The sequence below is a fragment of the Limibacter armeniacum genome (genome assembly GCF_036880985.1).
GTDB classification, from domain to species: domain Bacteria; phylum Bacteroidota; class Bacteroidia; order Cytophagales; family Flammeovirgaceae; genus Limibacter; species Limibacter armeniacum.
This window is the reverse complement of record NZ_JBAJNO010000008.1, coordinates 2743315-2770021: the sequence shown is the minus strand read 5'-3', so window position 1 is coordinate 2770021 and position 26707 is coordinate 2743315. Positions and strand designations below refer to the sequence as shown.

Genomic DNA, 26707 nt, shown 5'->3' with positions numbered 1-26707 from the left:
TTTTAGGTTAATGATAGGTATTCAGTCTTTTTGGATCTCAGTAACGAATGCTTTGTTATATAAATGTGTTTGTTCATAAATAACCCCTCTCACCGACTGAATTCTCAGTTGATTACCTATCAAAACAAGCATATACCTATGAAAACAAAATTATTGGTCATTGGCATTTTGCTTCTCTTTATAACTACAAGAGCAGCCTATAGTCAAGATAAGGAAGATGGTTGGATAAAAATTGCTACCAAAACTGTCAATTTTCAGTCAGAAACTGATGAAGTAAAACCCTCTAGTGGAGAAGCTGACGTATCCAAAATTAAAATAAAATGCATTCAGGGAACGGTAAAGATTAAGGATATCACAATAGAAATGGATGATGGTAAAGACAGTAGCCCGACAGTGGTAGGTGTACTTACCAAAGGGCAAAGTTCACGGGTCATTGATTTGCCAGGAAAAGACAACAAATTGAAGAAAGTGAAATTTAAATATGATTCAATGGGGAAGGTAGTCATTAGTAAAAGGGCTAAAGTTGAAATTTGGGGCAAAAAGCGATAATCATATTCAGAAAAATCATTTCGTAACAGCCATCCTAAAGAGTTTTGTGTGGAAACTGATTACTTTTAGTTTTCCATACAAAACTTTTTATGATTTATAGGATATGAAAATTTATGCTATCAGTGGTTTGGGTGCAGACCATCGGGTTTTCAATAAACTTCAACTTGATTACCAGTTAACACATATAAGTTGGATCAAGCCAGAAAAAAATGAATCCATTGAGGCTTATGCTACTAGACTTTCCAAGGTGATCAATCAGCAGGAAGATTTTGGGATAATAGGCTTGAGTTTTGGAGGGATGATCGCTACAGAGATCAGTAAAAAAATGAATCCTTCTTTTACCATATTAATTTCATCAGTAGAAACCAGAAGTGAACTCCCTTTGATCTTTCGGTTATTTAGCAAAACAAACCTGATCAACTTTTTTCCAGAACAGTTTTTTAAAATTCCTCACCCTTTGGCATATTGCTTTTTTGGATCAGAAGAGAAAGCATTACTGCGATCTATTCTGGATGATACAGACCTAACTTTTGCCAAATGGGCAGTGTCAGTTTTGTTGACATGGAGCAATAATGTTCAATTGAAAAATTGTTTGAAAATTTGTGGTACGAAGGATAAAGTGTTGCCTCCTACAAATTGTAAAAATACTGTCCTTGTTGGAGATGGTACACATTTTATGATTTATGATCGGGCAGAAGAAGTAAGTGAAGTTATTAATAGTTGGATAAGTGATATAAAGTCATGATCTTAAAAAGTAGGTAATTTTTTTAAAGTTTGAAATGTAATATCATTTGATTTTCTTATGAAGAATTTTTCTGTAGTCAGTACTGATAGGGTAAATGTATATGTGATTTCTGAGATCAGGTCTACAATACTGGGGAAGATTATAATATCCATGATGCTACTATCTTTCATAGCAGTGTTATTCTATGGTGCTTTTCAGTTTGAACCAAATGAAGAGAGTAAGATAAATGTAGGTTTTATCTTCGGAGTATTGATAATTGGATTTATCCTATTCTTAGGGTTTAAATATCTTTTATGGAATATGTTCGGGGAAGAAACATTGATTGTTAATAATAATCATGTTAGTTACCACAGAGGATATGGAATTGTGAATACAGCAGTTACGACATTTAATTTTGATAGAATGGGGATTGAATATGCTGCGACTATGAAATATGAGGGTGTTCAGTATGGGAATATTGTATTTATAAATTATCGGAAACCTGATAATTTGCCTGAAGAAATATTTGAGTCTGGTATTGAGGTTAGTGAAGCAGTTTATAATGAAATGATCGATTGCTTGAATAATATTTATAATAATGAAAGAGGGTTGTTTTTACCTTTCTCTCAGAATTAAATAGAATTATTTATATTTTATAATGACTTTTCTATCTAAATACTATTTTTCACCATTTTCAATTTTTAAGTATGAAACCTATTAAAATAATTGCTTTCCTTTTTTTTATACTGATTGCTGTGTCATGTCAAAAGGATGATGAGGTTAACCCTGTACTGGTTGAGCTTCCTACTTGGCTTGAGGAACGAATTATTGACGACAATGCACAAATTGAATCTGACTCGATGAGCATGGCAAACTTTGGTGCATGGAAAAGTTATATTTATGAAGGTGAATTTTATTTTCAGTATAGCAACCCAGTTAGCTCTAAAGCATTTGATATATATTCTTTATCTGGTGTGGCTGTAGATTGGTCGCAGATGTCTTTTGAGACATACAGTAAGATGAAATGTTGTGAGAGTATTGTCTGGAAAGCTCCAAAGTATATAGAGATTTAGAATATAATTTTAGGATTCTATTTTCATAAAGCCCTGATTCAAAATCAAGGCTTTTTTTCCAGAGGGTAATAGACATTATCACGAATAAATCACTATGTTTCTAGTTTTGCTCTAAATCGGTTTCTGAAATTGTGTAATCCAGTTGCTATCAGCATAATCTGATCTCTAATTTGATCTCTTTTCAATCGGATCACCTCTTTGACCATCCGTAAGCGTTTGATACAACCAATCACATGCTCAACTCTGACACGAGCTCTGGAGATAATCCGGTTGGCTTCTTTCATATAGTCAGGCATTGAAAGTCCTGCTTGCTTTTTAAAGGGAATAATTACTTGTACATTTTCAATATTCACTCCCTGAAATCCTAAATCATGTACCATCGAAAAACCTTCTCTATGGAAATTCAGGGCCTCGTTGTCAAAGACGGTTTTATCATGTACGCTTCCTTCATAGGTTTGGGAAAGGAAACCGACTTCCCTGTTGCGATTGATGATAATCAGGTTCTTGACCGTATGTTTCCCATGCTTTCCGCTGTAATGCTCCTCCTGTACTACATAATCCGTTGAGCGTGGAACAGGACGGTCGGTCGCATCTTCCAACAAAATGGCGTCTATTTGTTCAGAGAGCCAATTGTCAAGGGTGTGCTCATCACGTGCAGGCAATGATTTAAGTCGCGCCAGTGCCTGCTGCAGGCATGGAAGTAATATTGCTATCCATTCACTGACTTTACCTTGACTCATCTGAAAGTGTTCACCAATATCTTCCTGAAGGGGATTGGTCTTGAGTACATATAGGATAAAATAAAGCTTGAGCGATGAGTCTGGAAGGCTGCTATTGCTGTATTCAGGGCATGTCAGCAAAGGCTTTTTTCGGGGCTTCCCTTTTAATGTAAACTGACAGCAGTACTCCTCGAACGCCTTTTCAAAATAAGGAAGAAGATTATCGAACTCCCCATTACGTAATGACGTTAAACTTTGTAGGCGGCGAGCATTCTTCAATTTAGTCTTCACAACTATATGAGTGCTTTTCCGCCTATTTTTGTTCCCTAACCTGCCTGTCTTACAAAACTATTCGTGATAATCTCTAATGAATTCTGATTGTTCCCAGAGCAGGGGTCGAAGGAACCAATGTTTGGGACTTCTACCGATATCTACTATAATGTGTTAATGGTGAGAAGCACTAGTGATATTATTCTATAGCTCATATTAAAGAATTATGATTTATATGTGATTAGTATGATTTACTATTTGAAATAATAAGGAATATGTTCATGAAAGTATGTGATGGGAAGATGTGAAAAATATACTGAAGGGAATAAATAAGATTAAGACTCAGGGTAAACAAAATCAGAACTAAGGTGTTATACTTCTTCCATTTCATATGAATTTTTTCCTTTCATTTCTACACATAAAGAAGAAACCCATGAATGACTTATTGCAGGTAGGTTCTGAAGCCCTCAAAAAAATAGCCCTTGATGAAAATGCCAAAGATTTTATTCTCAATAATAAACCTGTGTATCAGGTATTGAGAAAGGCAGCAGATCGGTACATTGGTGGTGAAACCTTGGAAGAGACAGTCTCCAAAGTTTTGAAAAGTAATCAGGATGACTATAAGTGTTCCATCGAGTTTATGGGTGAAAATACTAGTACCGAAAAAGAAGCCAATGATGCTACACAGGAATTTATTCGAATTGCTGAAACTATCCGAGGTAAGCAGTTAAATGCCACTATTTCTTTAGACCTGTCTCATATTGGATTGGCAATATCTCCCGCGCTTTGTCTGCATAATTTGGAACTTTTGTGTAATGCCGCAAAGCAAGACATTGAGATTATTATAAGTGCAGAGGGAGTAAATCAGACAGATACTATCATTGAAACTTATAAAAAAGCTTCTCCAGTTTTTTCAAATTTATCCATCACGCTTCAGGCATATCTGTACAGAACAAAAGATGATTTTCAGGAATTGCTCAAGGAAGATGGTCGTATCAGGATTGTGAAAGGAGCATTCCATACGCCCGAAGGATTATCAATGCCGAGAGGAAAAGAATTGGATGAGACTTACCTTTATTATATCGATCAGTTATTGATGGAAGGACACAAATGTTCCATTGCGACGCACCATTTTGAAATACAGCAGCAGGCTAAAAAGCTGATCGACTATTATAATCCTGACAGGCATTATTATGAGTTTGAAAGTCTCTATGGAATTCAAACTGAACAATTGGCAAAATTAAAAGAGGAGGGGTATGTCACTAAACTTTATTTTGTATATGGTTATGAGTGGTATTTATACTTGTGTAACCGTATTGCTGAATACCCTCTTAACTTGTTTTTAGCACTTCAAGATATTTCAAAGCAATAGGGTGTCGAATAATGTGAAGTTCAGAGTAGGATACCAAAGTTTCCCCGACAGTCATTGTTGGGGTTTTTGATTTTCAGCATACCTACAAACAAGTAAAGAGTTTAAAAGAAAAAGCAATTCTGAGTATCTCGTTATGTTTTAGTAGTAGCATTTGTTCACTATATAAACCATCAATGTAAGAGGAGACTTATATAAATTGATGGATATCCAGGTTATACACCAAAAACTATAGTTCATGTCAAATATTTCCTTGATTATCGAAGAGAGAGCTGCCGATATTGGAAGCTTTATGGTAGGTAGGTTGCTTCCTTTCAGACAAAAAAGAGCGGTTGGGCCATTTGTCTTTATTGATCATATGGGGCCTGCAAAAATGAGTGAGCGTGATAATATGGATGTCTTGCCTCATCCTCATATCGGACTTTCTACACTTACGTTCCTATTTGAAGGGTCCATTATGCATAGGGATAGTATTGGCTCAGAAGTGGAAATCAAACCGGGAGCTGTCAATTGGATGACTGCCGGTAAAGGGGTGGTTCATTCGGAAAGAACACCTGAGTATTTGAGAAACTCCACAAAAAATCTTCACGGGCTACAGATCTGGGTCGCACTACCAAAAGAATTGGAGGAAATGGATCCTACATTTTTTCATATTTCAGCAGATGAGATTCCGGCATGGGAGCAAGATGGTGTAGAGATGAAATTGATTGCTGGTGAAGCTTTTGGAATGAAGTCGCCAGTGCCAGTTCACAGTAAACTTTATTTTCTTGAAATTAAAAGCAAGGAAGCCCAAAAACTGAATATTGGTAGTGATTTATTCGGTGAAAGTGCTTTGTATATTCTGGATGGTAATATCAGTAGTGAAGGAAACGTGTTTGAACCAAAACAGTTGCTGGTTGCCAAAAACAGTAAGCTTTGTGAATTTGAGATTGGAGCAAATAGTACCATCTATATTTTTGGGGGTGAGCCATTCCCTGAGGAACGGTTTATTAATTGGAACTTTGTTTCATCAAGAAAAGAACGGATAGAAAAGGCAAAGGATGATTGGATTCATCAGCGTTTTCCAAAAATACCTGGAGAAACAGGTTTTGTGCCTTATCCTGAGTATAATAAATAGCCTACAGTTTCTTAAGTCAAGTCTTCAATTGAGCCTTTATAGCCGTTCTATAAAATGTTGACTCCTATAAAATATATCAGAGATGAGTAAGAAAAAAATTGTTGCCTTTGCTGGAAGTAATAGCTCAAAATCTATTAATAGAGAGCTAGTAAAATATACATTAAGTTATTTTTCAGAGTTTGATATCAATTTGTTGGACCTGAATGACTTTGAAATGCCAATCTACTCCATGGATAGGGAGCAACAGCATGGTATTCCGGAAAAGGCTAATTTATTCCGTAAACAGATGGAAGAGGCAAATGCTATCATTTGTTCTATGGCAGAACACAACCGCTCTTATACAGTTGCTTTCAAAAACATTTTTGATTGGAGCAGTCGAGTTGATCTCGACATTTTTAAAAATAAGCCAATGCTACTGATGAGTACTTCTCCTGGTGGGTTTGGTGGAGGAAATGTAATGAATGCAGCCAAAGCTTTTTTTCCTAAATGTGGAGCAGAGGTTATTGAAACCTTTTCGTTGCCTTCATTCTACAAAACCTTTTCTGAAGGTGAAATCCTTGACCCTGATTTGAAGGAAGAGTTGATACAAAAGATTGAAGTTTTCAGAAAGGCTTTGTAAAGCCTGATTTAGACTAGCCTCTCTATTGAAAAATAAGCATTAGAGAGGCTTTTAATTGCCAGAATACACAGGTCTGAAATGTCATGTCAAAGAATGGAGATATCTGTGAATAGGACTAGGGGATTTGAATTCAAGTGTGTTGTATAATAACCTGACTTTCTTAGTTTAGAGGACTAAATAATAAGGTTTTAATTCTTTTAGAATGGCATTAATGTAAAAAATGGAAGGGAAAAGCCTTTACGCTAAAAGCATTTACTATATCGAAATCTTGATCTAAAATGGAAATAAAGTTGGCAGACTCAGACAGTGAGCTTTTACAAATACTTGAGGTACAAAAGCAGAATCACCTTGATTATATTTCAAGTGATGATATGAAGGTGAAAGGGTTTGTGACAGTTATGCATAACCTAGAGTTACTTAAGGAAATGAATAACAAGGCAAAACATGTTATTGCTGTTGAGGATGGAAAGGTAGTAGGATATGCACTGACTATGGTCAAAGAGTTAAGTGAGAAGGTGCCGATACTGGTTCCAATGTTTGATACTTTTGAAATAGTAGATTATCAAGGAAAGAAGCTAAGTCAATACAATTATTACGTGATGGGGCAAGTTTGTGTAGCTGATTCACATAAAGGGAAAGGCGTATTTAGAGCAATGTATTCGAAACATAAAGAGGTGTTTTCGGGTTTATATGATCTGTGTTTAACAGAGGTCTCATACAGTAACCAAAGGTCAATGAAAGCTCATGAGAAGGTTGGTTTTAAAGTAATCAAGACCTTTAAGGATGAGACGGATGAATGGAATATAATAGGATGGGACTGGAGTTGAAATAACTGAATTGGAATCTCTCCAATTGAGATAAATAAACGATCAATAGCATAATATGTCAATATCAAAAGAATTTGAACTTGTAGGAATGCAAGAGGTCAGTGAGGTTGTAGGTACAACACTAAGGTTAATGAGGGAATATGCCAAAGTTGGGATGTCCACAAAAGAATTGGATGAGTATGGAGGTGAAATCTTGAAAAGTTATGGTGCAAAGTCGGCACCATATGAAACATACAAATTTCCCGGTTATACCTGTATCAGTGTCAATGAAGAAGCAGCTCATGGCATTCCTTCTGATAAGAAAATTCTGAAAGAGGGTGACTTAATCAATGTTGATGTTTCTGCAGAACTAAATGGCTTTTGGGCTGATAATGGTTGTTCGTTCGTAATCGGAGAGGATATTCATAACCATCAGCCACTGGTTGATGCCTCGAAGAAAATATTGAAGAAAGCCATTTACAGTATAAAAGGAGGTGTCAAGATTGCAGATATTGGACATATTATTGAATCTGAGGCTAAAAAGAGAGGGTTTAAAGTAATTAAAAATTTAGCAGGACACGGGGTTGGTAGAAGTCTTCACGAAAGTCCTGAAAATATATTGAACTATAGGGTACGTACCAACAGGGAAAGGTTTAGAAAAAACACAACAGTGGCAGTAGAGACTTTTATTTCAACCAAATCTACTATTGCAGTTGAACTAAATGATGGCTGGACTTTGGTAGGTAACAGAGGAGGCTTTGTAACACAGCATGAGCAAACTATCTTGGTGACTGATCAAGCGCCTGTAATTCTTACAGCTTCAAATGGGATTTGGGATTGAGTTATTTGACTAATAATCGGAATAACACTAGATACCAAAAAGGGCATTCCAATCAGGAATGCCCTTTTTATTTATCCCTTTTTGATCATTCTTTTCGCTTGCTGAAAGTCAAGGAAGTAAATCATCTTGACTGAGAAACTATTTAGCTGGTAGGACGAAAGTGTATTGTCCAGATTCTCCATAAAGCTAATATCCACATTATTATCGTCTGTATAGATTTGGTTTTTCCATACAGCAGTCAGGAAACTTGATGGTGCAAACTCCCAACTGAAGGTCAGCTCCATATTGAATGCATTGAAATTGGTGTTGTAGTCAGAACTGCCATCGTCATTGAAACCTTGGAATGAGGTGTCTTCCAACGTTCCTTCCTTATTCAGTTTGTGGTAGGAGTCATAGCGGACATTTCCCCAGTAGTGACGCAATCTCAGGTTTAATCCCATCTTATTGGTAAAGGCATAGTTGGCTTTTAGACTATTGGTGAATTCATGTCTGTTACGCACACCGTATATAACTTCCTGAAGGTTGTCGTCATCATCTCTGACATGATCTACAAACCCTTGTTCTTTTCTGATTTTATTGTAATTCAACTCAAATGAGGTCGAAAACTGATTACTGAAACGCATTCTTGGTTCTATGTTGAAGCCGTTGTCAAACTGATCAAGCGATGGTCTAGACCATATCCATGCATGACCGGATACAGCAAGCTTTTTTCTTCTGTCTGAAGAAAACCATGTTCCTACATTATAGGAAGGTCTTCTAAGGTAGAAATACTCAAAATCAGCTCTAGGGTTAAAGTAATCGTAAGAATCAACAGGAATGCCTTCGCCCCATGCTTCCAGCTCCCAGAAGTTTTTGAATTGTGTATAGAAGTTTACCCACCCATACATATTGGTAAATACTCTAGGTTTGTAAAGCACGGTTCTTTCCATTCCTGTATTGATTCGCATATTATTGAAAATGGAAAAAGGCTCTTGTTTACTGTAAGTGAAGCGTCCACCCAAGTTGATTTCGTTATTGCTTCTCAGGAAGCCCATATCGTTAGGGTCGTATTTGTCAGATTCAATATTGAGCCAGCCAACATACTGGTACTTTCCACTTACTTTTCCTCCATTCAAGAAGGCATTGTAACCTGTCTTAGTCTCATTGTCACCGTCCCGAATATGTGTGATATCCAAGTTACCTTTGATGCTGTAGGTGTTTTCCTTATCAAAGAAACGGAAATCGACCCTTGAGACATTGGCCATCTTTCCATCTTTTCCCCTATAAACATTGGTATTCATAAAACCGATGTTCGAGTTATTTTTCAGGTTCTGCTCCAGTACCAAAGCGTTGAAATTGGTAAGTGGATCAACCAATACTTCCCTTGTTTCTCCAGTCAGTGTATCCTTAACCGTAGCGAAAGTTTTGTCAGTTATAGCATTGAAGACTCCAATTCCTAATCCTTTACTGGTTCTGCCACTTAATTTGGTAGCATTGATCAGAGGAGCTTCACCAGGAGCAGAGCTGGTTTCCTCATTGTCATTGAGGTCAATATCGCCGAAAGTTTTTCCAACCCTTCTTGAATAGAACATATTGCCTCTGTCGAATAGCTCGGTGCCTTCGGTAAAGAAAGATCGGTTTTCATCAAATTGTATTTCAAATGCTGAAAGATTAAGAATCTGGTTGTCTGCCCTTACCTGACCAAAATCAGGAATCAGTGTCATGTCAAGTGTGAAGCTTTCATTCAAACCCCATTTGAGGTCCATACCCGCAGTGCCTGTAAATTCTGAAATATCATTCTCCTCATCTATGTTGTAGTATCCCGACACATATGGCGATAGAGAAAGTCGGAGAGGGGGTTTGATGCCTTCAATACCTTCCAAGGTGCCAAACTGGTTTACAACTCCTTCCACATTCGGATCAAGGTAATTCCAAAAAGATTCTTCGTTTGTTCGTTTGATAACACGGTGAAGTGTGAGCCCCCAAGTTTGTACCTCCTTTTTCGGAAAACGCAATGCCATATAGGGGATTTCCATCTCAACAATCCATCCATCATCCACTATTGTTACAGCACTTTTCCAAACGGCATTCCAGTTTTCATCCTCATTGTTAGGTGTGATGTAAATATCAGTTTGAGCACCTGAGGCAGAAACCATAAAAAGAAATGCATTCTGTTGCTTGTTGTAGGTATCTAAGGCAATGGCGAATATGTCAGCATTGTTTTTTCCTGAATCCCTGAACCCCATTTCTCTTTGGATGCTGTCAGGTTGTGAATCATACATTTTGGCTGCAACATAGATTGCATAGTCATCATACCTGATTTGAACCTTTGTAGGAAATGCTGACGCTTTACCGTTGTCAGGAGAGGTCTGTACAAACTTGCCTTCAAAAGCAGAAGGGTCATTTTTCCAAGTATCATCACCTAACAACCCATCAATCTGTGGGGCTGAAGCAGTTCTAGAAGTTTTAAATGTCTGATGCTCCAATGAAACATCTTGAGCAAGAATTGGCAAGTGAAGTAGTAGTGCAACTGCAATGAACAGTTGCTGAGCAAATTTTCTCATGGTTGTAATATAGTTGACACTAGTAATAGAAATTGCCAGTCAGGATAGCTGATCTGGCTTAGTTTGTATATGTGATTGCCTTAAGGGCAGTTTTACATTGGTTCTTTTGGTAGTAGTAGACTGTTACTGTCTGATTTCCCTCTAAAGACAATTGACCTGTTAATTAGTTGCACAAAAAAGTGAAAAATTATACAAAAATTAAAAAATGTTTGAAAAGTAGACTTTCGTCATTAACAATAGTGGAGAGATAGGAGAGTAGTGTATCGGTAAAAAAGCTATGTATAAGTTGAGCCTTTACCATCTTGGTGGTAAAGGCTTTTTCGGTGATTACAGTTTTAGGTTGTCATTTTCGTCAAACGCAACAAATGGGTTGTAGGCAACTTCAAACAAGTGACCATCAGGGTCACTGAAGTAGCCACTGTACCCTCCCCAGAATACTTTTTGGGCAGGTTTAATGATTTTAGCTCCTAGCATTTCCACTTCTTTTAATACTTCATCCACTTCTAGTTCTGATTTGGTATTGTAGGCGATTGTGATTCCCGAGAAGCCATTTCCATTGGATGGAACGGTGACATCTTCTGCTAGCTTTTCTTTTGGGTATAATGCTAAGACTATCCCACCTAACTGAAAGAAAACAATGTCGCCTTGACTTGCTTCTGATCTTTTCCAGCCTAATCCTTTTTCATAAAAATCAAGTGACTTTTCCAGGTTTGTGACTCCGAGTGTTATAATATTTATTTTTTGTCTCATGTGTTGGGGGTTATAAACTTATTGACTGTAATCTAATTAAAAAACAATAAGTTTTTAATGTAGATGGTTTTGAAGTTTTTGAGTCATTTTTTTAAAATAAAATACTTTGTTGTTGGAGTGAGAAATAGTTGAATTTTAAATGAATCACTCTTGGTGATAGTACATTTATAAAGTTGTGAAAGAAGGTTTTTATCTTCCTTGAACTTATTTAGATCCAAGATAATTGATTTTTGGAATAGAATAGTGGTTTGTTATATGAGTGAATCTTTCCATAATATTTGCTGTTTTGTTAAAATGATTTTAACTCTCAATTATTCATTCTACTAACATACCAATAAACATTACTGCTATGAAATTTAAATGGATCATTATGTCGATTGTCATGCTTTTGTGTGCCAACTTTTCGGCAATTGCTCAGGAAAAAGGAACAAGTGAATTTGTTATAGGGATTGGTGGGCTTACCTCAAATGATTTGCTAAATGATATCTCCAACTTGATTGTTACTGGAACATCAGTAGGTAATGTGAATTATAGTAATACAAGTACATTTGGTGCCGTATACCTGGGGTATAGGTATACCATTGTAGACAGGTGGGTGCTCGGATTAGCTTTTGTCTACCAACAGGTGAAAGAGGATGTCAAGGTAAATGGGAGCGATGCAGGGGAAGCGAAATATGGTTATTACACAGTGGGAATAGAATCTGATTACCGGTACATTTCGCGTGAGGCTTTTCAGATGTATTCAGGTATAGGAGTGGGTTTTACCTTTCAGGATGATAAGTATGATGGAAGTTCATCTGATATAGCGGATAGCGATGATCGCTATTTTAACTTTCAGATTAATGCACTTGGCTTTAGGTTTGGAAAAGCCTTTGGTGGTTTTCTTGAATTGGGGTACGGCTATAAAGGCGTAGTCAATGCTGGTGTATCTTACCAATTCTAGAACAATGTGTAATATGGATTAATAAAAAAGCCTCTACCATTAACGGATAGAGGCTGACTATTTTATTCTTCACCTTCAACTACTGATAGGCGTTTTCTCTCAATGTCTGTCAATTTGCGGTAAAAGCAAGATTCCCGATGTTTGCCTTCCTTGTTTTTGGTATGGCATGCACCCTCACCCAAAGTCCTTACTTTCATCAGGACTGCATCCTGATCACAATCCACCAAAATTTCAGTCACAGCTAAAAGGTCTCCTGACGTTTTGCCTTTTGTCCAAAGCTCTTGTCTAGATGTGCTGTAAAAAGTAGCATAACCTGTTTTGATACTTTGCGTAATAGCTTCTTCATTCACATAACCAAGCATCAAGACTTTTTGAGTGTCTGTGTCTTGAACAACGGCAGGCAATAGTCCACCTCTTTTTTCAAATTGTAGTTTTAGGTCGAGTGTAACTTCTATATCCATTTTTATTCAATTTGATTCGCTCGCGGGGTGCGGTTTTATACGACTAGGAATTTAGTTTATTAATAGTAGGGAATTTAAATATCATCCTCGTGTAATTCAACAAGAAGCCCTTCTTCTGAGCTTAAACTGATCATTAACTGATGGTCTTCTTCCCCTTCGAACTTCAGAGTAATCTCATCGTTCATAACTTTCTCTTTCCGAACCTGATGAAAAGAAACCTCTCTAATCGGATTGCCAATGGCAGGTTTCCAAATCTCCATCTCATTCATCAGGTAACTGCGTATCTCAATCTGCCCACCAAACTGTTCCTTGACACGTTCTATTTCATCAACCATGTTGATTTCAGCGATTTTAATTCCATCACTTTCTTCTCCTGCCGTAAGTATGATTCGGCTCTGGTCTTCAAAACGAAGCTCAAGCCAGTCGAGGCTTTCGAATATTTCGCTTGGTTTGGAAACATTCGTCCAAACATGGTACAGGACATGGGAAATGGTTGAGCCTGTTATGCTTTGCAATACTTTGATTTCTTTTTCAGAAAAAAATTGATTCATCAGCCAGTCTAATTGATCGTTTAAGTACAGTTTGTTGTGTTAAACAGCGACCTCACAAAATCGAGAAGCCCTGATTAGTTTGGGAGAGCTGTTTTTATTGCTAAAAGAGTAACCGCAATTATACACATTTGTTTTTGGATACAAATTAAGAAACCATTGCTTTCTTAATTGGTACAAGATATTTGAATACAATTCCAATCTGTAAATATCCATATTTTAGATAGAATCATAAAGGAGCTTTAGCCTTTTCTGTTGCGGTTTTTTCGAAAACAAGGCAATGGGTTGTTTTACCTTGAATATTGGAGAGTAGAATAGTGGTTTTTATCAGTGTAGTTATAGATGATTATTTTCATTTTTATATATGACCAATTAAGAGTAATGGCGTATTTATTGTAGGTTGGAGGTCATATTGGATAAACCTATTGCTACTAAAACTATTATGATTAAAGAACTGAAGCGCTTTTATTTTAAGTCAAAGAAAGGTATTTGGCACCTCTCCCCTAAAGTGAAGTGTAAGTATTCATGGTATGGAAATGATTATGGAGGGTTTTATGTGTGTGATGAGATTTTAGGGGAAAATGCCATCGTTTACTCTTTTGGTATAGGACTGGATATCTCATTTGACAGGACCATGATTGAACGGTACGGCTGTCAGGTATTTGGGTTTGACCCAACACCAAAGTCTATCCAATGGGTAAGTGAACAAGTACTTCCTGATGGGTTTACCTTTTTTGACTTTGGAATTGCCAATAAAACCGGATATGTCGATTTCAATTTACCGAAGAACCCTGACTATGTTTCTGGCAGCGCTGTGGTACATTCAGATGTAGACAGCAGCAAAAAGGTTTCGGTATTGCTCAAGTCATTGGTTGATATTACCGAATCATTAGGACATCAGAAAATAGATGTACTCAAAATGGATATTGAAGGGTTTGAGTACAAAGTCATTGATTCCATTCTGAGTTCTCCAGTTGAAATTGATCAAATTTTGATCGAATTCCATGACCGATTCTTTGATAAAGGGATCGAATGCTCAAAGAAAGCTGTACAAAAGCTTAGTGAAGCAGGTTATGATATTTTTGCGGTTTCAGATTCATTTGAAGAAGTCTCATTTATACGTAGAGACTTGATAAAATAATGATACTATATCAGAAGTGTAAATGATTACTTCTGATATAGTTCATCTTCCTTTTTAGAAAAGGCTTTTAGCCAGCTATAATAGTGACTAAGGACTTTTTCTGGCGCCTCCATCTGAGGATAATGTCCAATTCCTTCCAGTAAATAGACTTCCGCATCTTCAGTAACTTCCTTGAATCGGCTTGCTATATTTATCCCTGAAATAGGATCATGGATGCCATTGATCATACAAATTGGTGTTTTGTGTCCTGTCAGAGCATATTCCACCCATCTGTTTCGAAACTTTTTACGCTCTAACTGATACCTGCTCAAGTAGGGGATTACATACTTTCCTTTATTGTATGTAATCAACTCCCAATAGTGATTGATCTCTTGTATAGTTGGTTTGGTGTCCGGACCGAAGATTTCATGAAAGTTTTTGCTTAACCTTCTTTTGTTTAGGAAAGGGGCGATGATTGGACCGATTTTACTTGTCAGGAGTTTCTGAATTTTTCTTGGTTTGGTTGTTTCTGGAAACATTCCGCCATTCAGAAAGCAAACGGATTTTATTTCAAACGAACACTTCTGCTCTTTCTGTCTCGCCAGTAACTCTTGGGCTACTGTATCTCCGTAATCATGTGCCAAGATATGGGTATGCCCAAGCTTAAGCTCTTTCATAAAAGATTCAATAAGGTCAGCTTGGTCTTTTAGGCTGTAGGGATAGTTTTTTGGTTTGTCTGAAAAACCATAGCCCAATAGGTCTACTGTGATTACCTGAAACTGTTGGCTTAATGAATGCCACAGTTTGTGCCAGTCCCACGAGGCTGTCGGAAAGCCATGAATAAGTAAAAGCGGTTCTCCTGTTCCTTCTTTTTTGAAGAAAACCTGATGTCCATTGTAATGAAAAAAGCTACCAGTAGCTTTCCACTGTTGAGGTTCCATGTATTTGAAGCAAGCAATATGTATTTGAAAGGTGTCTCAATTGGTTTCAGTAAGTGAACCGACTTAGGTGGTCAGTACTCTGTTTTTATTGAGGTGTTAACAATGATAGTCGATTACTCGCTTAAAATCAATGAATATTTAAAGATTGAAGTGAACTTTTCAAATACTATACTTGGTGTAGCGCATAAAAAAAGCACTTGAAGTAATCCTTCAAGTGCTTTTATGGTGATTGTCTGATGACTAATAGTAGTCTACCTCACATTGAGGAACTCTTTGCTTGAACTGAGCAACCTTCTTGCTGTTTAAGCGTGTTTTGTAACACTTCAGGTTTTTCAGGTTATCTGCATTTTCCAAGTATTTCAGATGCTTGATGTTCGTGTTGGAACAGTCAAGAATTTTCAAAGCTTTATGGTCAGATAGCGGTTTCAAGTCCTTAACGTTTTCGTTTCCAGACATTCTTAGTTCTTCCAGTGCATAGAGGTTCTCAAGGAAGTCGATATCCTCTACAAGTGAGTTGGAGAAGTCAAGCTTCTTAAGCGTTTGGATGTTACCAATTGGCGAAAGATTCTCAACAGGAGTATTGTCACAAGCCAGAACTTCTAGCGTACTGTTTCCTGATAAAGGTTCAATGCTGTTGATCCTTGTATTTGACATTTGAAGCTCTTGTAGCATAAATAGCTTTTTAAGAGGCTCCAATGTTTTCAGGTCTTTGTTGCCTGAAACATTGATACTTGTCAAAGCGCCAATTTTGTGGAGGTTCTGATCACTTGGAGTTCCATTGGCAGGGACATATCCTTTAAATACTTCTTTCCATTCTTCAGGAAGCTCAGTCCACCAAAGCTGTAGCTCACCAGTACGGAATATAATTTCCGTAGATGCATGGTTTCGGTTGAAAGTCATAATTGCTGACTGATCCATTGGTGTCTGCTCACAATTCATATAAACCAGTGATGACAATGGATTCAATGCCGTTAAGTGATAGACTTTAGTGCCTTGCAGGTTTAGAATCTGCAAGTGGTACAACTTAGAAAGTGGTGTCAGGTCACTGATTTGTGTATTGACAGCTTCCAGTGTTCTCAGGTTTACAAGACCTGAAATAGGCTGAAGCGAGCTCACCTTTGTGTCAGAAACCTGAAGGCTTTCCAATGGTAAAAGTCTTGATATAGGAGTAAGGTCACTGATGTTAGTACCGCTTGCAACCAATACTCTCAGGTTTACCAAGTTGGTAAGCGGATCCAATGAAGTGATAGCCTGATTACCTTCAATATTTACTTCTGTAATATTGGCAATTTGCTGCAGCTCTTCCTTGTTAGGCTCACCGTGCAGTTTTGCTGCACTTACAAAATAGCTTTTCCACTCTTGGCTCAGACCAGACCACCAGTTACGAAGTTGCTCTGAATCGTAGATCACCAATGCTGTTGGATTTACTTGCATATATGCTACAGCAATGCCTTGAGAAACATTGGAATTGTCGCAATAGATTCTCTCCAGTTTTTTGGCATCTTTCAGTGGTGTCAGGTCAAGAATTGAAGACTGGTCAGCAAATAGAATCTTTAACAGTGTAGCATTCTTCAATGGTGACAGGTCTTCAACAGACGTTCCACTAATGTTCACCCTTTCGAGTTTCTTCAATTGTTGAAGTCCATCAAGTGATGTTACATTGGAATAAGCAACATCCAATACTTGTAGCTCAGTTGAAGTTGAAAGTGGCTGAAGGTCAATCAATGGCGTATTGTCTGCCTTTAATGTCTTCAGTGACTTCAACTCTCTCAGTGGAGAGAAGTTGGTTACAAGTGTATGTGAAATATTCAGCCTCTCAAGTGCTGTAAAGTTGGCTACAGCTGACAAGTCACGAAGCGGAGTGTATTCCGCACTTACGAACTTTAGGTTTGTCAGGTATCTAAGAGGTGTTAAATCGCTAATCTGAGTACTGTCAATATGCAGTTCTTCCAGTTTTGTCAAACTTCTTAGTGGCATCAGGTCTGTAGCCTGAATAGTTGCCAGATTTAAGCTGCGAAGTTTTTTCAGTTTAGAAAGTGGAGACAGGTCTGCAAGCGAGTCAAAATTGGATACATCCAACGTTTCCAGATTTCTGATCTGTTCAATTCTACCAAAGATCGAAGCGTCCAACGGGCGTGTTGTACTGTCATACATCACCATTTCCTCTTCACTGATTCGAGCAACGTTTTCCATCGGTGTTGAATCTGTCAGTGTAGCACCATTGGCAAAGATATGTTTCCAGTCCATAGGAACTTTGCTCCACCATTGAGCCATTTCCTCTTTCTGGCTCAGTTTGGTCGTATAGATGCTCGCAATTTTCAGCACCCTGTTGATCTCATCAAGGTTAATCTCAACAAAGCGCTCTTTAGTATCGTCAATCTGCTCACCTTTGATAGATTCAGCAAAAAGCTTACGGGTTAGCTCCACTGTAAAGTAAAGTTCTCCATTATCTGCAACACTATGGGAGATGTCACCAATGATGAACTCAAAATGTGCGCTATCGAAGAAAAATTCGATGTCTTTCAGGTAAGCCTGAACATCCTTGTTATTGATTGCTTCACGGTTTGGGTCAAGGTCGTCTTCAATCTGAACCTTATCATCCCTGAAAAGCTTGCTGTACGAATTCTGTATGATGATGCCTTTTTCTGCAGGCGTTACAGAAGGGTTCCCCAGTTCATTGAGGGTTCCTTCAAGGTAGCGCACCAGAAATGTGGCTTCTTCCTTGTATTGTTCCACTTCTTCACCAGAAAGTTGTGGTCCTTCGTACTGTGCCATACTGCGTGTGGAGCCAAACAAGGCAGCCAAAACTGTTAGCACCAAAAAGTATTTACTCACATTCATATCAGTACAATTGTGTCGCAAGTAGCTGTCTCTAAAAACAGTTTTCTTACTCCTTGTTTATTATGTAGTCTAACAAAATCTTTTTGTCATTGGGAGCCAGCTTAGTCATGCTGGAAATCAGCCAACCCGAGTTGTAGCTTGCACGGTTAAATTCCGAAAGCTCAAAATACCATCCATCTATCTGGAAGAAGTGGAAGTTGACCTTGCTGATGGTTTCGAACTTCAAGTTGTTTTGCTTGAGTTCATAAATCAGCAGCGTCAGGTAGTCGGGCTGAAAGTCTTTTTCGGCATAATCCGTTAAGTGTCCTTTGTCATTAAACACCTTGATAAGGTTCATGAAATCAAGCTCATGGCTCATCGGGTGCAGGAACTTAGATACACCATCATTATTTTTTTGGAAGAGTCTGCTGAACTCTTCAAAGTAGCAACCGCTAATTACCCATTTATAACCGGGGCCATCTTTTTCCAGCTTAAGGAAAAGGTTGGCTTTTGCAGGTCTGCCTTTCCATTTGAATTCAGCAACAACTTCTGCAAACCAGTCACCATTATGGAATTCGAGGTATTTGGTATTATTTGGAGCCGTTACATCTTTGATGAAAGCCTCTTTTGTTGCTGCTGAGATACTTGGGTTCTGCGCATCAAACAGCAAGCGAATATACTGAGGTCTCATCTCATTGGAACGGTACTCCTGACTGTTCGGGGAATATTTATTGCCTGCTTTATCCTCCTCATTATTGAACCGTCTCAAAAACTGGTTGACCTGTTTTGTTTCAGCATACATCAGCGACTCATCGCCTAGGTAATTGCCAATGGTTTGGGCTTGTGAAGCTAACGGTAATAGCAGAAGGATATAAGTGATTAATTTTTTCATGTGTCAAGTAAATTATGAGTCGTGTTCAGTCGTTTGGCTTAATTTCAGGTCTAATGCTGGAAGCCAGAACAAAGACCTTGTTTCCCCTTTCAATGCAATAAAGGTTCCACCAATCCTTCAGTAGGAGAAGTGGAACCTTGATTTTTGACAAGCGCTTGGTTGTTCGGGTGTGAACATAAGAACTACTTGTCATTTTTCCGTATTAACCACGGTTATTTTTTGAAGTTTCTGCTACCCTGATATCACCTAGCAATACATCCCAGAAGCCGATTGTACGACCGCCGATCTGAGTTTGTTTGCGCTCAACGTAAACAGTAATATCTTTCTTTGTGATGTCTTTGTACACCATGCCGTCCTTGGTTGTACCCTTAAAGCTTTGGTAAATGGTGATAACCCCAACATACCTACCGTCAGGCTGCTTTTCAAGGTCAGAGATGTATTGGATGTCAAACCACTCGATTTCTACTTTCTGGTAGTTGAGTCTGTTCAGGTGCTCCAAGTATTTTCTTACCGTGTAGTATTGGATTTTTTCACGGTTCAGTGAAGATACACCGATCTGAGCGTCATCCATAAACAGTTCCAATGCACGTTCGATTACACGATTGGCTTCAGAAAATGATGTTTGTTTGTTACCAACTTTGCTGATGTATTTACTTAAGTCCCTTACTTTTTCCATCGCCAGAGAGTCGATCGCTGCTTTTCTTGCAGGCGGAATCGGAGGCTCCTCGTTCAGCTCAGTTTCTTGAGCCCAAACCTGTGATGTGAACAGCAAGGTAAAAATCAGTAGGAAAAATGATGTATATCGTTTCATAAATCTAGTATTGTGATGATGCTAATGTATTTAAGATCGATTAGCTATTTGTTAGTCCAATTTGATTGAATTAGTACTTGATCTTTGTAAGTACAAGTTCAGTGATCTTGCCTGCATCGTTTTTCTTGAATTCTTTCACTGCATCTGGCTTACGCTTAACGTCTTTCAGGTAGTGAAGGTATTTTTGCGCCGTTGTTGGCTTATCATAGTCAACAATGTCACCATCGTTGTAGATTTCGATCAGAACAGGTGCTTCTGGTGAAGCAAACAGTTTCAAGGCATCATTGATCATGTTGTTTGCCTGTGGTGTATTTCCAGCACCAAGGATTCTGTCAAGGTAACCGTTGATGTCTTGGTTCTCTTTGCTGGCCATTTGCTCACGAATTTTAGCCAGACGCTCTTCTTCAGCTCTTTTGGCAGCTTCAGCAGCTTCTTTTTCTTCCAAAGCTTTGCGGTCAGCACTTAGTTTATCTTCTACTTGTGCAATCAGAGTCAGCGCCTCCTCATCCAGCAGGTTCATGCCTTTGATGTCACGCAGTTTTTGCTCATCAGCTTCCAGTTCATCAAGAGAAGCGTAGCTCTTGTTCAAAATTTCATTAAGGGTAGCTTTAGCATTGGCTGTTTTTTCTAGCATCTCTTTTCTTGCCTGCTCTTCAGCTAGCTTCTTTTTGCTTTTACAACCTGTAAAGCCAAATGCCATTGTGAATGCAGTAACCAAGATAAGCAATCTGTTGATCGTCAATCGTTTCATAAATTCCTTGTGTTATCGTTTTGATAAAAAATTATGTCATAAGCTATAAACACGCCCAGACTGAGCTGATTGAATGTAGGATATGAATCACTAGCCTAATTAAATACTTCAAATCAGACAATTCAATCTTCCGAACGTGAAATAAACCAATCGAACAATTGTATTCAACAAAGTTTGTGTAGAAAACAGAATTAGTGCTCTTAAATATTCTTAAAATGCTCCAATTGATGTAAAGCGCTGTTAATAATTCTCACTGGCGGTCGTTATTTGCTACCAATTTTACAAATCTTGTTTTGGTTATACTTGTTAATGACAATGTTTGAAGCAACATGGACATGACATTGAAAAATTACTAACCTTTGAGAGACTTAACTTTTTTGCATAGGATTTGCTACATTGACGGTCATAGATGTTTCCTTGTGGCAATTTAATCTTACTATAATCCATGAAAAGACAATCTCAGAAACTTGCAGACCTTCTTGATAATTACACAATCAGACTTTCCATGATGGAGGAAGAAGAGATGGAACAAAAAACATCTCCATCAAAATGGTCTAAAAAGGAAATTGTGGGGCATTTGGTAGACTCTGCTCAAAACAATATTCAGCGGTTTATCCGTGCACAAATTCAGGACAACTATCAGCTTATCAAGTATGAGCAGGATAAGTGGGTTGAACTAAACAATTACCAAAGTTGGGATGAAGTGTTACTGGTTCAATATTTTAGGTCTGTAAACCAACAGGTCATTATGATTTGGGAAAAAATGCCAAATGAACAACTGACCTCAGCTTGTGTTGTAGATGGGGATACCGTAACGCTTGAGTGGATTATGGATGACTACTTAGTGCATATGGAGCACCACCTCAAACAGATATTTCCAGATAATGATTAGTCAGGTTTGACAATCTGATTCTTAGGCAAAAAAAGCACTTTAAAAGGGAGGATAGAGGACTCTCTTTTAAAGTGCTTTTGAGTTTTTGAAATACTCACCTGTATGTTTTTTTAGCTATTTTTTAATCTTTCCTATTCTAATAAAAATAGGGAACACCAATGAGACAGTTGCCGTTGCTGTTTCTGAAGACTCAAGCTGTTCATATAGTTTATCAACAGGGTTTTCCTTATGCTGATCCTTATATCGTTGTACTGCTGACCATGAGTTGAGATACCCGCAAAGTTCTTCAGTCATCCATTTCTTTTCGATCTGAAAGCTCTCTGATACTTTGATTTCCTCAAATGGGAAAGGAATGGTTTCATACTTTTCATCAACCATTTGTCTTTCGGGTGGGAAATATTCGTGAAGTGTGTTGGTGAATTCTGTTAGCAGCTGCTGAATTTCTTCATTTTGAGCTATCGGGAAGTTATACCCCCAACAAGCGAACAGTGAATTGTCTTTGCCCACACGTTTTACTTCCTCATAATACTTTTCAATGTCAAACCAGTGCAATGCCTGACCTGCAGTTATCAAGTCAAATGTATCGTCAGCAAAAGGCGTTTCTTCAGCAGGGAATTGGAGGTACTGTACCTTCCTGTTATAAATAGCATGTGAGAGTTGGTCCAAGCTTATGTCTGTGGCATAAACGCTGTTGAAGTGCTTGGCAAGCCCTTGTGCAACCTGTCCGTTGCCTGTGCCACAATCCCACGCTACCCCTTTGTCATCCACATGCTTTACAATTTCGTCATAAAGTGCATCTGGATAGGTTGGTCGGAATTTGGCATAGATTGAAGCTTGTCTAGAAAAGTAGTCTTTCATATATCGTTTGAATTGTGTAACAGGTGAAATTTATAACTATTCATAAGAATGTACGAATACTTTATATAGTAATATGATATTATTTGACTAAAATCTTGTTATCAATAGTTTATGCAAGTAAAAATTGGTACAAAACATAGTTAGGATAGGAGAGAGGTAAAATAAAAAAAGCACTTCAGGAAATTGCTTCCCTAAAGTGCTTCTGTGTGATAAGTTATTGCAAATAGCTATAAAGCCCTCAATTGACTAGTCTTTTGTAAGAGTTCTTGAGATAACGATTTTCTGAATCTCTGAAGTACCCTCATAGATCTGTGTGATTTTTGCATCACGCATCAGCCTTTCTACGTGGTACTCTTTTACAAAACCATAACCGCCATGTACCTGAACTGCTTCGGTAGAAACCTCCATTGCAACTTCAGAAGCATACAGTTTTGCCATCGCAGCGGCTTGTGTGTAGTCCATTCCTTCGTCTTTCATCCATGCAGCACGGTACACCAAGTTTCTGGCAGCTTCCACTTTTGTTGCCATTTCAGCTAACTTAAACGCGATGCCTTGGTGCTGGTGGATAGGCTTGCCGAATGATTTTCTTTCTTTAGAGTACTGAACAGCTAATTCCACTGCACCTGCTGCAATACCCAATGCCTGAGCTGCAATACCGATACGTCCACCGTTCAATGTGTTCATGGCAAACTTGAATCCGAAGCCATCTTCGCCAATACGGTTTTCTTTAGGAACTTTTACATCATTGAAGTTCAGTGAGTGTGTATCAGAACCTCTGATACCCATCTTGTCCTCTTTTTTACCTACTACAAAACCTTCCATGCCTTTTTCCACAATTAGGCAGTTGATACCTTTGTGTCCTTTTTCACGGTCGGTTTGTGCCATTACCAAGTATACAGAAGCTCTTTCACCGTTGGTGATCCAGTTCTTGTTACCATTTAGCAGGTAAAAGCTACCCATATCTTCAGCAGTTGTACGCTGAGATGTTGCATCACTACCAGCTTCAGGCTCTGAAAGACAGAATGCGCCAATAAGTTCGCCTGTTGATAGTTTTGTCAGGTATTTTTGCTTTTGTTCTTCTGTGCCATATTTCTCCAGACCCCAGCAAACAAGCGAATTGTTTACTGACATCATTACTGAAGCAGAAGCATCAACTTTGGAGATTTCTTCCATGGCTAAAACGTAAGAAACGCTATCCATTCCGCCTCCACCATATTTAGGGTCTACCATCATGCCCATGAAGCCCATTTCTCCCATTTTGGCAGCCAGTTCGGCTGGGAATTTCTGAGCATTGTCTCTCTCAATAACTCCTGGCAAAAGTTCAGTTTGAGCGAAATCTCTGGCAGCCTCTTTTACAGCCAGTTGTTCTTCTGTAAGTTGAAAGTTCATAGTGTTGTTGTTTTTTATGTGTTTTAGGAAGTTGTGTATTGGTCAAGGTTAGTTAGATTCTGTGAATGACAATTTGAAAGCCATTTCAGAAACGATGATTAATACATTGATTTCTTTTGAGTTTGGTCGTTTGCATCAAGTAAAACCTTGTTTTTTTCTTCAGGCACATCACTACCTTCAGAAATCCCATTTCTTCCTTATAATTCTGTTGTTGTATTAAGTCGTTTGTGTAGTAATTTCCTACCACCTATATCTATATAACAATTTCAACCTGTCAGGTGATATTGCTATCAAATATGATGTTAAGTGTAGTGATCACGTAAATTCTCCCTCGAAAAGTACAAACTATATTTGAATAGCACAAAAAAATAATTTGAGGGAATATTCTGTAAAAATGACTTATGGGAGAAAAAAAACCGTCAAATGGTTAGTTTGACGGTTTTGTGAGTTTATTCGAAATAATAGAGGTGTAGTGTTTACGTAAGAAGTCCTAAGCCGCCATTCTGACGCTTGGTTGCTGCCAGCTCACTGTTCAGCATATTGCCTCCTCGGGTCACAATTCTTTGGTCATCTCCATTATTATCAATGATGCTTTGTATCACCAGTTTCTCGTCAATTGACTTCAGTTGATCGAAAGAATACAAGCCACTTTCATTGGCTACCATTTGGATGGCACCTTCAAAAAGTTGCCCTGTTTTGGTAATCCATTTGTTGACTGTCATGTCAATGGCAAAGCCAAGGCCCATCGGTGAGTTGATTATTTCAGTAATTGGTACATCAGTATATTGCTGACCTCCAATATTAAGGTTGAGCTTGATGCCAAGTGCAGGCACTACGTATGCTCGGATTGCCTGTTCGATCTGACATTTTATAAAGGCAGGGTGGTAAGCTGCTCTCATAAAGGCTCCGTATAGTTGTGGGTCTGCTCTCAATGCCTTTTCAGCATCCTCACCTGATACTTCAAACTGTCCTTGACTAGCGTGAATGTCCACCAGTTGAAGTTCCCCTTTATGGATATCTCCATTTCGGGTCGTGTAGGTGACATCAATGCCTAAGTCTTGGAAGTACATCTTGAAAAGCTCAGGCTCTCTTACTTTCATTCTAGCCATCAATGGTCCAAAACCACGACCTCCTCCTGCAAACTGGATGAACCCATACGAGAATATAGCTTTGTCGTAAGTGTTGATTGCGTCAAAGTTTCCTTCATGTTGTGAAATGTAACGCATGGCCATGGCTAGGTTCTCATCCAGTCCCAGTTCCAAGAAGGTAGACAACGGAACGCTTTCAGCTGATGAGTTACCATGAAAACCAACTCCGTGATAATAAACATTGTAGCCACTTCTGACAAAGTTATTGAAATTGATTGTAATGGTTTGTCCTGTAATAGGGTGGGGGAAGGAGAGTTCATACTCGGTAAATTCTCTGAGGAACTTAAAGGTGATGTCTCCATTGTCAATGACGCCAGCAGTAAAACGGTTGGTGCCTAGCATCTCACAACGTTGAGTGTTGGCTACCCACCAGTTGAGGCGGTATCTATCCTGAAGCTTTCTAATAGCGGAAATGGTTTGAGGTATGTTTTTACCCCAAATGTCGCCACCGGTTTGCTGCTGAAGTCTGTAGGGGTTTTCATCATGGTCCTCTGCTAAAAAGCCCAATTGCATCAATCTAAGCTGTACTTTTTCTAGATCTTCTGCATGTATATTAGTATCAGCAGCAATCCTGCCCAAAAGTCCTTTGCCAATTGCCAGTTTACCGTCAACCTTTTCAAGGCTAAGAATTTCCCTGTTTTGAGCGATAACTTTTGTATTCCCTTGAAGATGGGATGGAGGATTAGGTGTAGAGCTAAATGGAATCATCAGCTTTTGACCTATATAAATATTGTTGCCCCTGATGCTATTCAGTCTTACGATATCCTCAGGTTGTACACTGTAATCCTTGGCTATTTTGGCTAACCATTCACCTGGACTTACTGTATGAACCCTATATTTGGTGTCGGCTGGGGATTTTGAATCAGGAATAGATGTATTTCCATTGGACTTGCTTCTAGTAGGTACTTTAAGTATTTGTCCTACATAAATGGATGCATTGACAGGAAGTCCATTCATGGAAAGCAAGTCAGCAGGTGTTGTATTGAAATTTTGTGCAATTAAATATAATGAGTCACCAGCTTGTACTGTATAATCCTCTACAGCTAGCGAAGGAGATGATACTGGTGGTGTGTTGGCAGGCATTTCTGCTACTTTTAGTTGTTGCCCTATATATATAGTGGCCTGTGGACTCATATTATTAAGCCCAAGGATTTCTTCAGGCGTTGTGCCAAACTGTTTGGCTATTTTGAATAATGAGTCTCCAGCCTGTACGGTATAGTACCGAATCTGTTTCATATTGGGATTGTCCTCATGTACAACAGAATTACTGCTGTTGGAAGAAACCTTCAGTTTTTGACCTACATAGATTCCAGAGTTGGTTGATAGTCCATTGATCCGTAGAATTTCTTGGGGAGGAATATTGAATTTTTTACCAATGGCGTAAAGTGTATCACCACTTTGTACAGTGTATTCTACAGCACTTTGCCCTTCAGGAGTTGCATTGGCTTGGGAAACAAAAAGCGATTGCCCGATCTGTAATACAGAAGTCGGCTTCAAGCCATTAATAGATAGCAGTTCGTTGGTTGAAAGATTATATTTTTTTGCGATGCTATACAGTGTGTCCCCTGGTTGTACAATATGACGCATGTCTAAGTTTGGGAATTAGTTTTCAGGAAATTGACCAAGTGGCATTACAACAGATCAAAGTAGTCACTTTTCTATGTAAGGCACTGTTATATTGAAAGTATAAAATTATTGTATTTTATATGAATTAATTACATGAAAATTGGTGTTTTTTTTCTTTAATAAACCT

25 protein-coding genes are annotated in these 26707 nt (G+C 38.3%); 12 read left to right on the top strand and 13 right to left on the bottom strand.

Annotated features, from left to right (window positions below; genetic code table 11):
- The first annotated feature begins 138 nt into the window (after positions 1-138).
- The 4 genes from V6R21_RS17270 to V6R21_RS17255 all read left to right on the top strand — a co-directional run bounded on the left by V6R21_RS17270 (position 139) and on the right by V6R21_RS17255 (position 2346).
- Positions 139-549: a DUF2541 domain-containing protein gene (locus V6R21_RS17270; protein WP_334244883.1), complete on the top strand. Its 411-nt coding sequence runs from the start codon at positions 139-141 to the stop codon at positions 547-549.
- A gap of 103 nt (positions 550-652) precedes the next feature.
- Entirely contained in the window at positions 653-1294 is a 642-nt protein-coding gene (locus tag V6R21_RS17265) for an alpha/beta fold hydrolase (RefSeq protein WP_334244882.1), read from the top strand.
- 57 nt (positions 1295-1351) lie between these two features.
- On the top strand, positions 1352-1909 hold the full coding sequence (locus V6R21_RS17260; RefSeq protein WP_334244881.1) for a hypothetical protein: 558 nt from the start codon (positions 1352-1354) through the stop codon (positions 1907-1909).
- Between the two features lie 71 nt (positions 1910-1980).
- On the top strand, positions 1981-2346 hold the full coding sequence (locus V6R21_RS17255; protein WP_334244880.1) for a hypothetical protein: 366 nt from the start codon (positions 1981-1983) through the stop codon (positions 2344-2346).
- A gap of 92 nt (positions 2347-2438) precedes the next feature.
- Here the strand turns inward: V6R21_RS17255 and V6R21_RS17250 are convergent, their stop codons facing one another.
- Complete coding sequence (locus V6R21_RS17250; protein ID WP_334244879.1) at positions 2439-3356, bottom strand: transposase family protein; 918 nt, start codon at positions 3354-3356, stop codon at positions 2439-2441.
- A 412-nt stretch (positions 3357-3768) separates the two neighbouring features.
- On the opposite strand from V6R21_RS17250, the gene V6R21_RS17245 reads away from it, so the two are divergent.
- The 5 genes from V6R21_RS17245 (at position 3769) to map (ending at position 8087) form a co-directional block, all read left to right on the top strand.
- Complete coding sequence (locus tag V6R21_RS17245; RefSeq protein WP_334244878.1) at positions 3769-4707, top strand: proline dehydrogenase family protein; 939 nt, start codon at positions 3769-3771, stop codon at positions 4705-4707.
- 235 nt (positions 4708-4942) lie between these two features.
- Complete coding sequence (locus V6R21_RS17240; protein ID WP_334244877.1) at positions 4943-5821, top strand: pirin family protein; 879 nt, start codon at positions 4943-4945, stop codon at positions 5819-5821.
- Positions 5822-5903: 82 nt separating this feature from the next.
- A complete protein-coding gene (locus tag V6R21_RS17235) occupies positions 5904-6440 on the top strand; it encodes an NADPH-dependent FMN reductase (RefSeq protein WP_334244876.1) in 537 nt (178 codons plus the stop codon).
- Positions 6441-6718: 278 nt separating this feature from the next.
- On the top strand, positions 6719-7267 hold the full coding sequence (locus tag V6R21_RS17230) for a GNAT family N-acetyltransferase (protein WP_334244875.1): 549 nt from the start codon (positions 6719-6721) through the stop codon (positions 7265-7267).
- 55 nt (positions 7268-7322) lie between these two features.
- Positions 7323-8087 carry a type I methionyl aminopeptidase gene (map, locus tag V6R21_RS17225; protein ID WP_334244874.1) on the top strand — a complete coding sequence of 255 codons (765 nt, stop codon included), beginning with the start codon at positions 7323-7325 and terminating at the stop codon, positions 8085-8087.
- Between the two features lie 71 nt (positions 8088-8158).
- Here map and V6R21_RS17220 read toward each other — a convergent pair whose 3' ends face one another.
- Together V6R21_RS17220 and V6R21_RS17215 are read right to left on the bottom strand one after the other, a co-directional pair.
- The gene (locus V6R21_RS17220) at positions 8159-10630 is read right to left on the bottom strand and encodes a DUF5916 domain-containing protein (protein WP_334244873.1); all 2472 of its coding nucleotides are present in this window, start codon (positions 10628-10630) and stop codon (positions 8159-8161) included.
- Between the two features lie 327 nt (positions 10631-10957).
- On the bottom strand, positions 10958-11380 hold the full coding sequence (locus V6R21_RS17215; RefSeq protein WP_334244872.1) for a VOC family protein: 423 nt from the start codon (positions 11378-11380) through the stop codon (positions 10958-10960).
- A 349-nt stretch (positions 11381-11729) separates the two neighbouring features.
- Here V6R21_RS17215 and V6R21_RS17210 point away from each other — a divergent pair, with 349 nt between their 5' ends.
- Complete coding sequence (locus V6R21_RS17210; protein ID WP_334244871.1) at positions 11730-12323, top strand: hypothetical protein; 594 nt, start codon at positions 11730-11732, stop codon at positions 12321-12323.
- Between the two features lie 62 nt (positions 12324-12385).
- On the opposite strand, the gene hisI is transcribed toward V6R21_RS17210, so the two are convergent.
- Complete coding sequence (gene hisI / locus V6R21_RS17205; protein WP_334244870.1) at positions 12386-12784, bottom strand: phosphoribosyl-AMP cyclohydrolase; 399 nt, start codon at positions 12782-12784, stop codon at positions 12386-12388.
- 74 nt (positions 12785-12858) lie between these two features.
- On the bottom strand, positions 12859-13335 hold the full coding sequence (locus V6R21_RS17200) for a hypothetical protein (RefSeq protein WP_334244869.1): 477 nt from the start codon (positions 13333-13335) through the stop codon (positions 12859-12861).
- Positions 13336-13774: 439 nt separating this feature from the next.
- Between V6R21_RS17200 and V6R21_RS17195 the strand changes: the two genes are divergently transcribed.
- Complete coding sequence (locus V6R21_RS17195) at positions 13775-14473, top strand: FkbM family methyltransferase (RefSeq protein WP_334244868.1); 699 nt, start codon at positions 13775-13777, stop codon at positions 14471-14473.
- A 26-nt stretch (positions 14474-14499) separates the two neighbouring features.
- On the opposite strand, the gene V6R21_RS17190 is transcribed toward V6R21_RS17195, so the two are convergent.
- The 5 genes from V6R21_RS17190 to V6R21_RS17170 form a co-directional block, all read right to left on the bottom strand.
- Positions 14500-15393: an alpha/beta fold hydrolase gene (locus V6R21_RS17190; protein WP_334244867.1), complete on the bottom strand. Its 894-nt coding sequence runs from the start codon at positions 15391-15393 to the stop codon at positions 14500-14502.
- 240 nt (positions 15394-15633) lie between these two features.
- Positions 15634-18234 (bottom strand): leucine-rich repeat domain-containing protein, encoded by a 2601-nt coding sequence (locus V6R21_RS17185; protein ID WP_334244866.1) that lies wholly within the window; start codon positions 18232-18234, stop codon positions 15634-15636.
- Between the two features lie 46 nt (positions 18235-18280).
- A complete protein-coding gene (locus tag V6R21_RS17180) occupies positions 18281-19105 on the bottom strand; it encodes a hypothetical protein (RefSeq protein WP_334244865.1) in 825 nt (274 codons plus the stop codon).
- 202 nt (positions 19106-19307) lie between these two features.
- Positions 19308-19916, bottom strand: coding sequence for a hypothetical protein (locus V6R21_RS17175; RefSeq protein ID WP_334244864.1), 609 nt, complete (start codon positions 19914-19916; stop codon positions 19308-19310).
- Positions 19917-19986: 70 nt separating this feature from the next.
- Entirely contained in the window at positions 19987-20667 is a 681-nt protein-coding gene (locus V6R21_RS17170; RefSeq protein ID WP_334244863.1) for a hypothetical protein, read from the bottom strand.
- Positions 20668-21112: 445 nt separating this feature from the next.
- Here V6R21_RS17170 and V6R21_RS17165 point away from each other — a divergent pair, with 445 nt between their 5' ends.
- On the top strand, positions 21113-21559 hold the full coding sequence (locus V6R21_RS17165; protein WP_334244862.1) for a DinB family protein: 447 nt from the start codon (positions 21113-21115) through the stop codon (positions 21557-21559).
- 114 nt (positions 21560-21673) lie between these two features.
- Here V6R21_RS17165 and V6R21_RS17160 read toward each other — a convergent pair whose 3' ends face one another.
- The 3 genes from V6R21_RS17160 to V6R21_RS17150 form a co-directional block, all read right to left on the bottom strand.
- Positions 21674-22417, bottom strand: a complete 744-nt coding sequence (locus V6R21_RS17160; RefSeq protein ID WP_334244861.1) for a class I SAM-dependent methyltransferase — start codon at positions 22415-22417, stop codon at positions 21674-21676.
- A gap of 246 nt (positions 22418-22663) precedes the next feature.
- The gene (locus tag V6R21_RS17155) at positions 22664-23806 is read right to left on the bottom strand and encodes an acyl-CoA dehydrogenase (protein ID WP_334244860.1); all 1143 of its coding nucleotides are present in this window, start codon (positions 23804-23806) and stop codon (positions 22664-22666) included.
- 476 nt (positions 23807-24282) lie between these two features.
- Positions 24283-26541 (bottom strand): muramidase family protein, encoded by a 2259-nt coding sequence (locus V6R21_RS17150; protein WP_334244859.1) that lies wholly within the window; start codon positions 26539-26541, stop codon positions 24283-24285.
- Positions 26542-26707: the final 166 nt, after the last annotated feature.

Excerpts from the sequence above, each read along its gene's own strand:
- V6R21_RS17240 (WP_334244877.1), top strand. The coding sequence starts at position 4,943 with ATGTCAAATATTTCCTTGATTATCGAAGAGAGAGCTGCCGATATTGGA.
- V6R21_RS17175 (WP_334244864.1), bottom strand. The coding sequence starts at position 19,916 with ATGAAACGATATACATCATTTTTCCTACTGATTTTTACCTTGCTGTTC.
- V6R21_RS17235 (WP_334244876.1), top strand. The coding sequence starts at position 5,904 with ATGAGTAAGAAAAAAATTGTTGCCTTTGCTGGAAGTAATAGCTCAAAA.
- map (WP_334244874.1), top strand. The coding sequence starts at position 7,323 with ATGTCAATATCAAAAGAATTTGAACTTGTAGGAATGCAAGAGGTCAGT.
- V6R21_RS17230 (WP_334244875.1), top strand. The coding sequence starts at position 6,719 with ATGGAAATAAAGTTGGCAGACTCAGACAGTGAGCTTTTACAAATACTT.
- V6R21_RS17210 (WP_334244871.1), top strand. The coding sequence starts at position 11,730 with ATGAAATTTAAATGGATCATTATGTCGATTGTCATGCTTTTGTGTGCC.
- V6R21_RS17185 (WP_334244866.1), bottom strand. The coding sequence starts at position 18,234 with ATGAATGTGAGTAAATACTTTTTGGTGCTAACAGTTTTGGCTGCCTTG.
- V6R21_RS17165 (WP_334244862.1), top strand. The coding sequence starts at position 21,113 with ATGAAAAGACAATCTCAGAAACTTGCAGACCTTCTTGATAATTACACA.
- V6R21_RS17195 (WP_334244868.1), top strand. The coding sequence starts at position 13,775 with ATGATTAAAGAACTGAAGCGCTTTTATTTTAAGTCAAAGAAAGGTATT.
- V6R21_RS17160 (WP_334244861.1), bottom strand. The coding sequence starts at position 22,417 with ATGAAAGACTACTTTTCTAGACAAGCTTCAATCTATGCCAAATTCCGA.
- V6R21_RS17215 (WP_334244872.1), bottom strand. The coding sequence starts at position 11,380 with ATGAGACAAAAAATAAATATTATAACACTCGGAGTCACAAACCTGGAA.
- V6R21_RS17170 (WP_334244863.1), bottom strand. The coding sequence starts at position 20,667 with ATGAAACGATTGACGATCAACAGATTGCTTATCTTGGTTACTGCATTC.
- V6R21_RS17180 (WP_334244865.1), bottom strand. The coding sequence starts at position 19,105 with ATGAAAAAATTAATCACTTATATCCTTCTGCTATTACCGTTAGCTTCA.
- V6R21_RS17220 (WP_334244873.1), bottom strand. The coding sequence starts at position 10,630 with ATGAGAAAATTTGCTCAGCAACTGTTCATTGCAGTTGCACTACTACTT.
- V6R21_RS17150 (WP_334244859.1), bottom strand. The coding sequence starts at position 26,541 with ATGCGTCATATTGTACAACCAGGGGACACACTGTATAGCATCGCAAAA.
- V6R21_RS17200 (WP_334244869.1), bottom strand. The coding sequence starts at position 13,335 with ATGAATCAATTTTTTTCTGAAAAAGAAATCAAAGTATTGCAAAGCATA.
- V6R21_RS17270 (WP_334244883.1), top strand. The coding sequence starts at position 139 with ATGAAAACAAAATTATTGGTCATTGGCATTTTGCTTCTCTTTATAACT.
- V6R21_RS17155 (WP_334244860.1), bottom strand. The coding sequence starts at position 23,806 with ATGAACTTTCAACTTACAGAAGAACAACTGGCTGTAAAAGAGGCTGCC.
- V6R21_RS17190 (WP_334244867.1), bottom strand. The coding sequence starts at position 15,393 with ATGGAACCTCAACAGTGGAAAGCTACTGGTAGCTTTTTTCATTACAAT.
- V6R21_RS17245 (WP_334244878.1), top strand. The coding sequence starts at position 3,769 with ATGAATGACTTATTGCAGGTAGGTTCTGAAGCCCTCAAAAAAATAGCC.
- V6R21_RS17255 (WP_334244880.1), top strand. The coding sequence starts at position 1,981 with ATGAAACCTATTAAAATAATTGCTTTCCTTTTTTTTATACTGATTGCT.
- V6R21_RS17265 (WP_334244882.1), top strand. The coding sequence starts at position 653 with ATGAAAATTTATGCTATCAGTGGTTTGGGTGCAGACCATCGGGTTTTC.
- V6R21_RS17260 (WP_334244881.1), top strand. The coding sequence starts at position 1,352 with ATGAAGAATTTTTCTGTAGTCAGTACTGATAGGGTAAATGTATATGTG.
- hisI (WP_334244870.1), bottom strand. The coding sequence starts at position 12,784 with ATGGATATAGAAGTTACACTCGACCTAAAACTACAATTTGAAAAAAGA.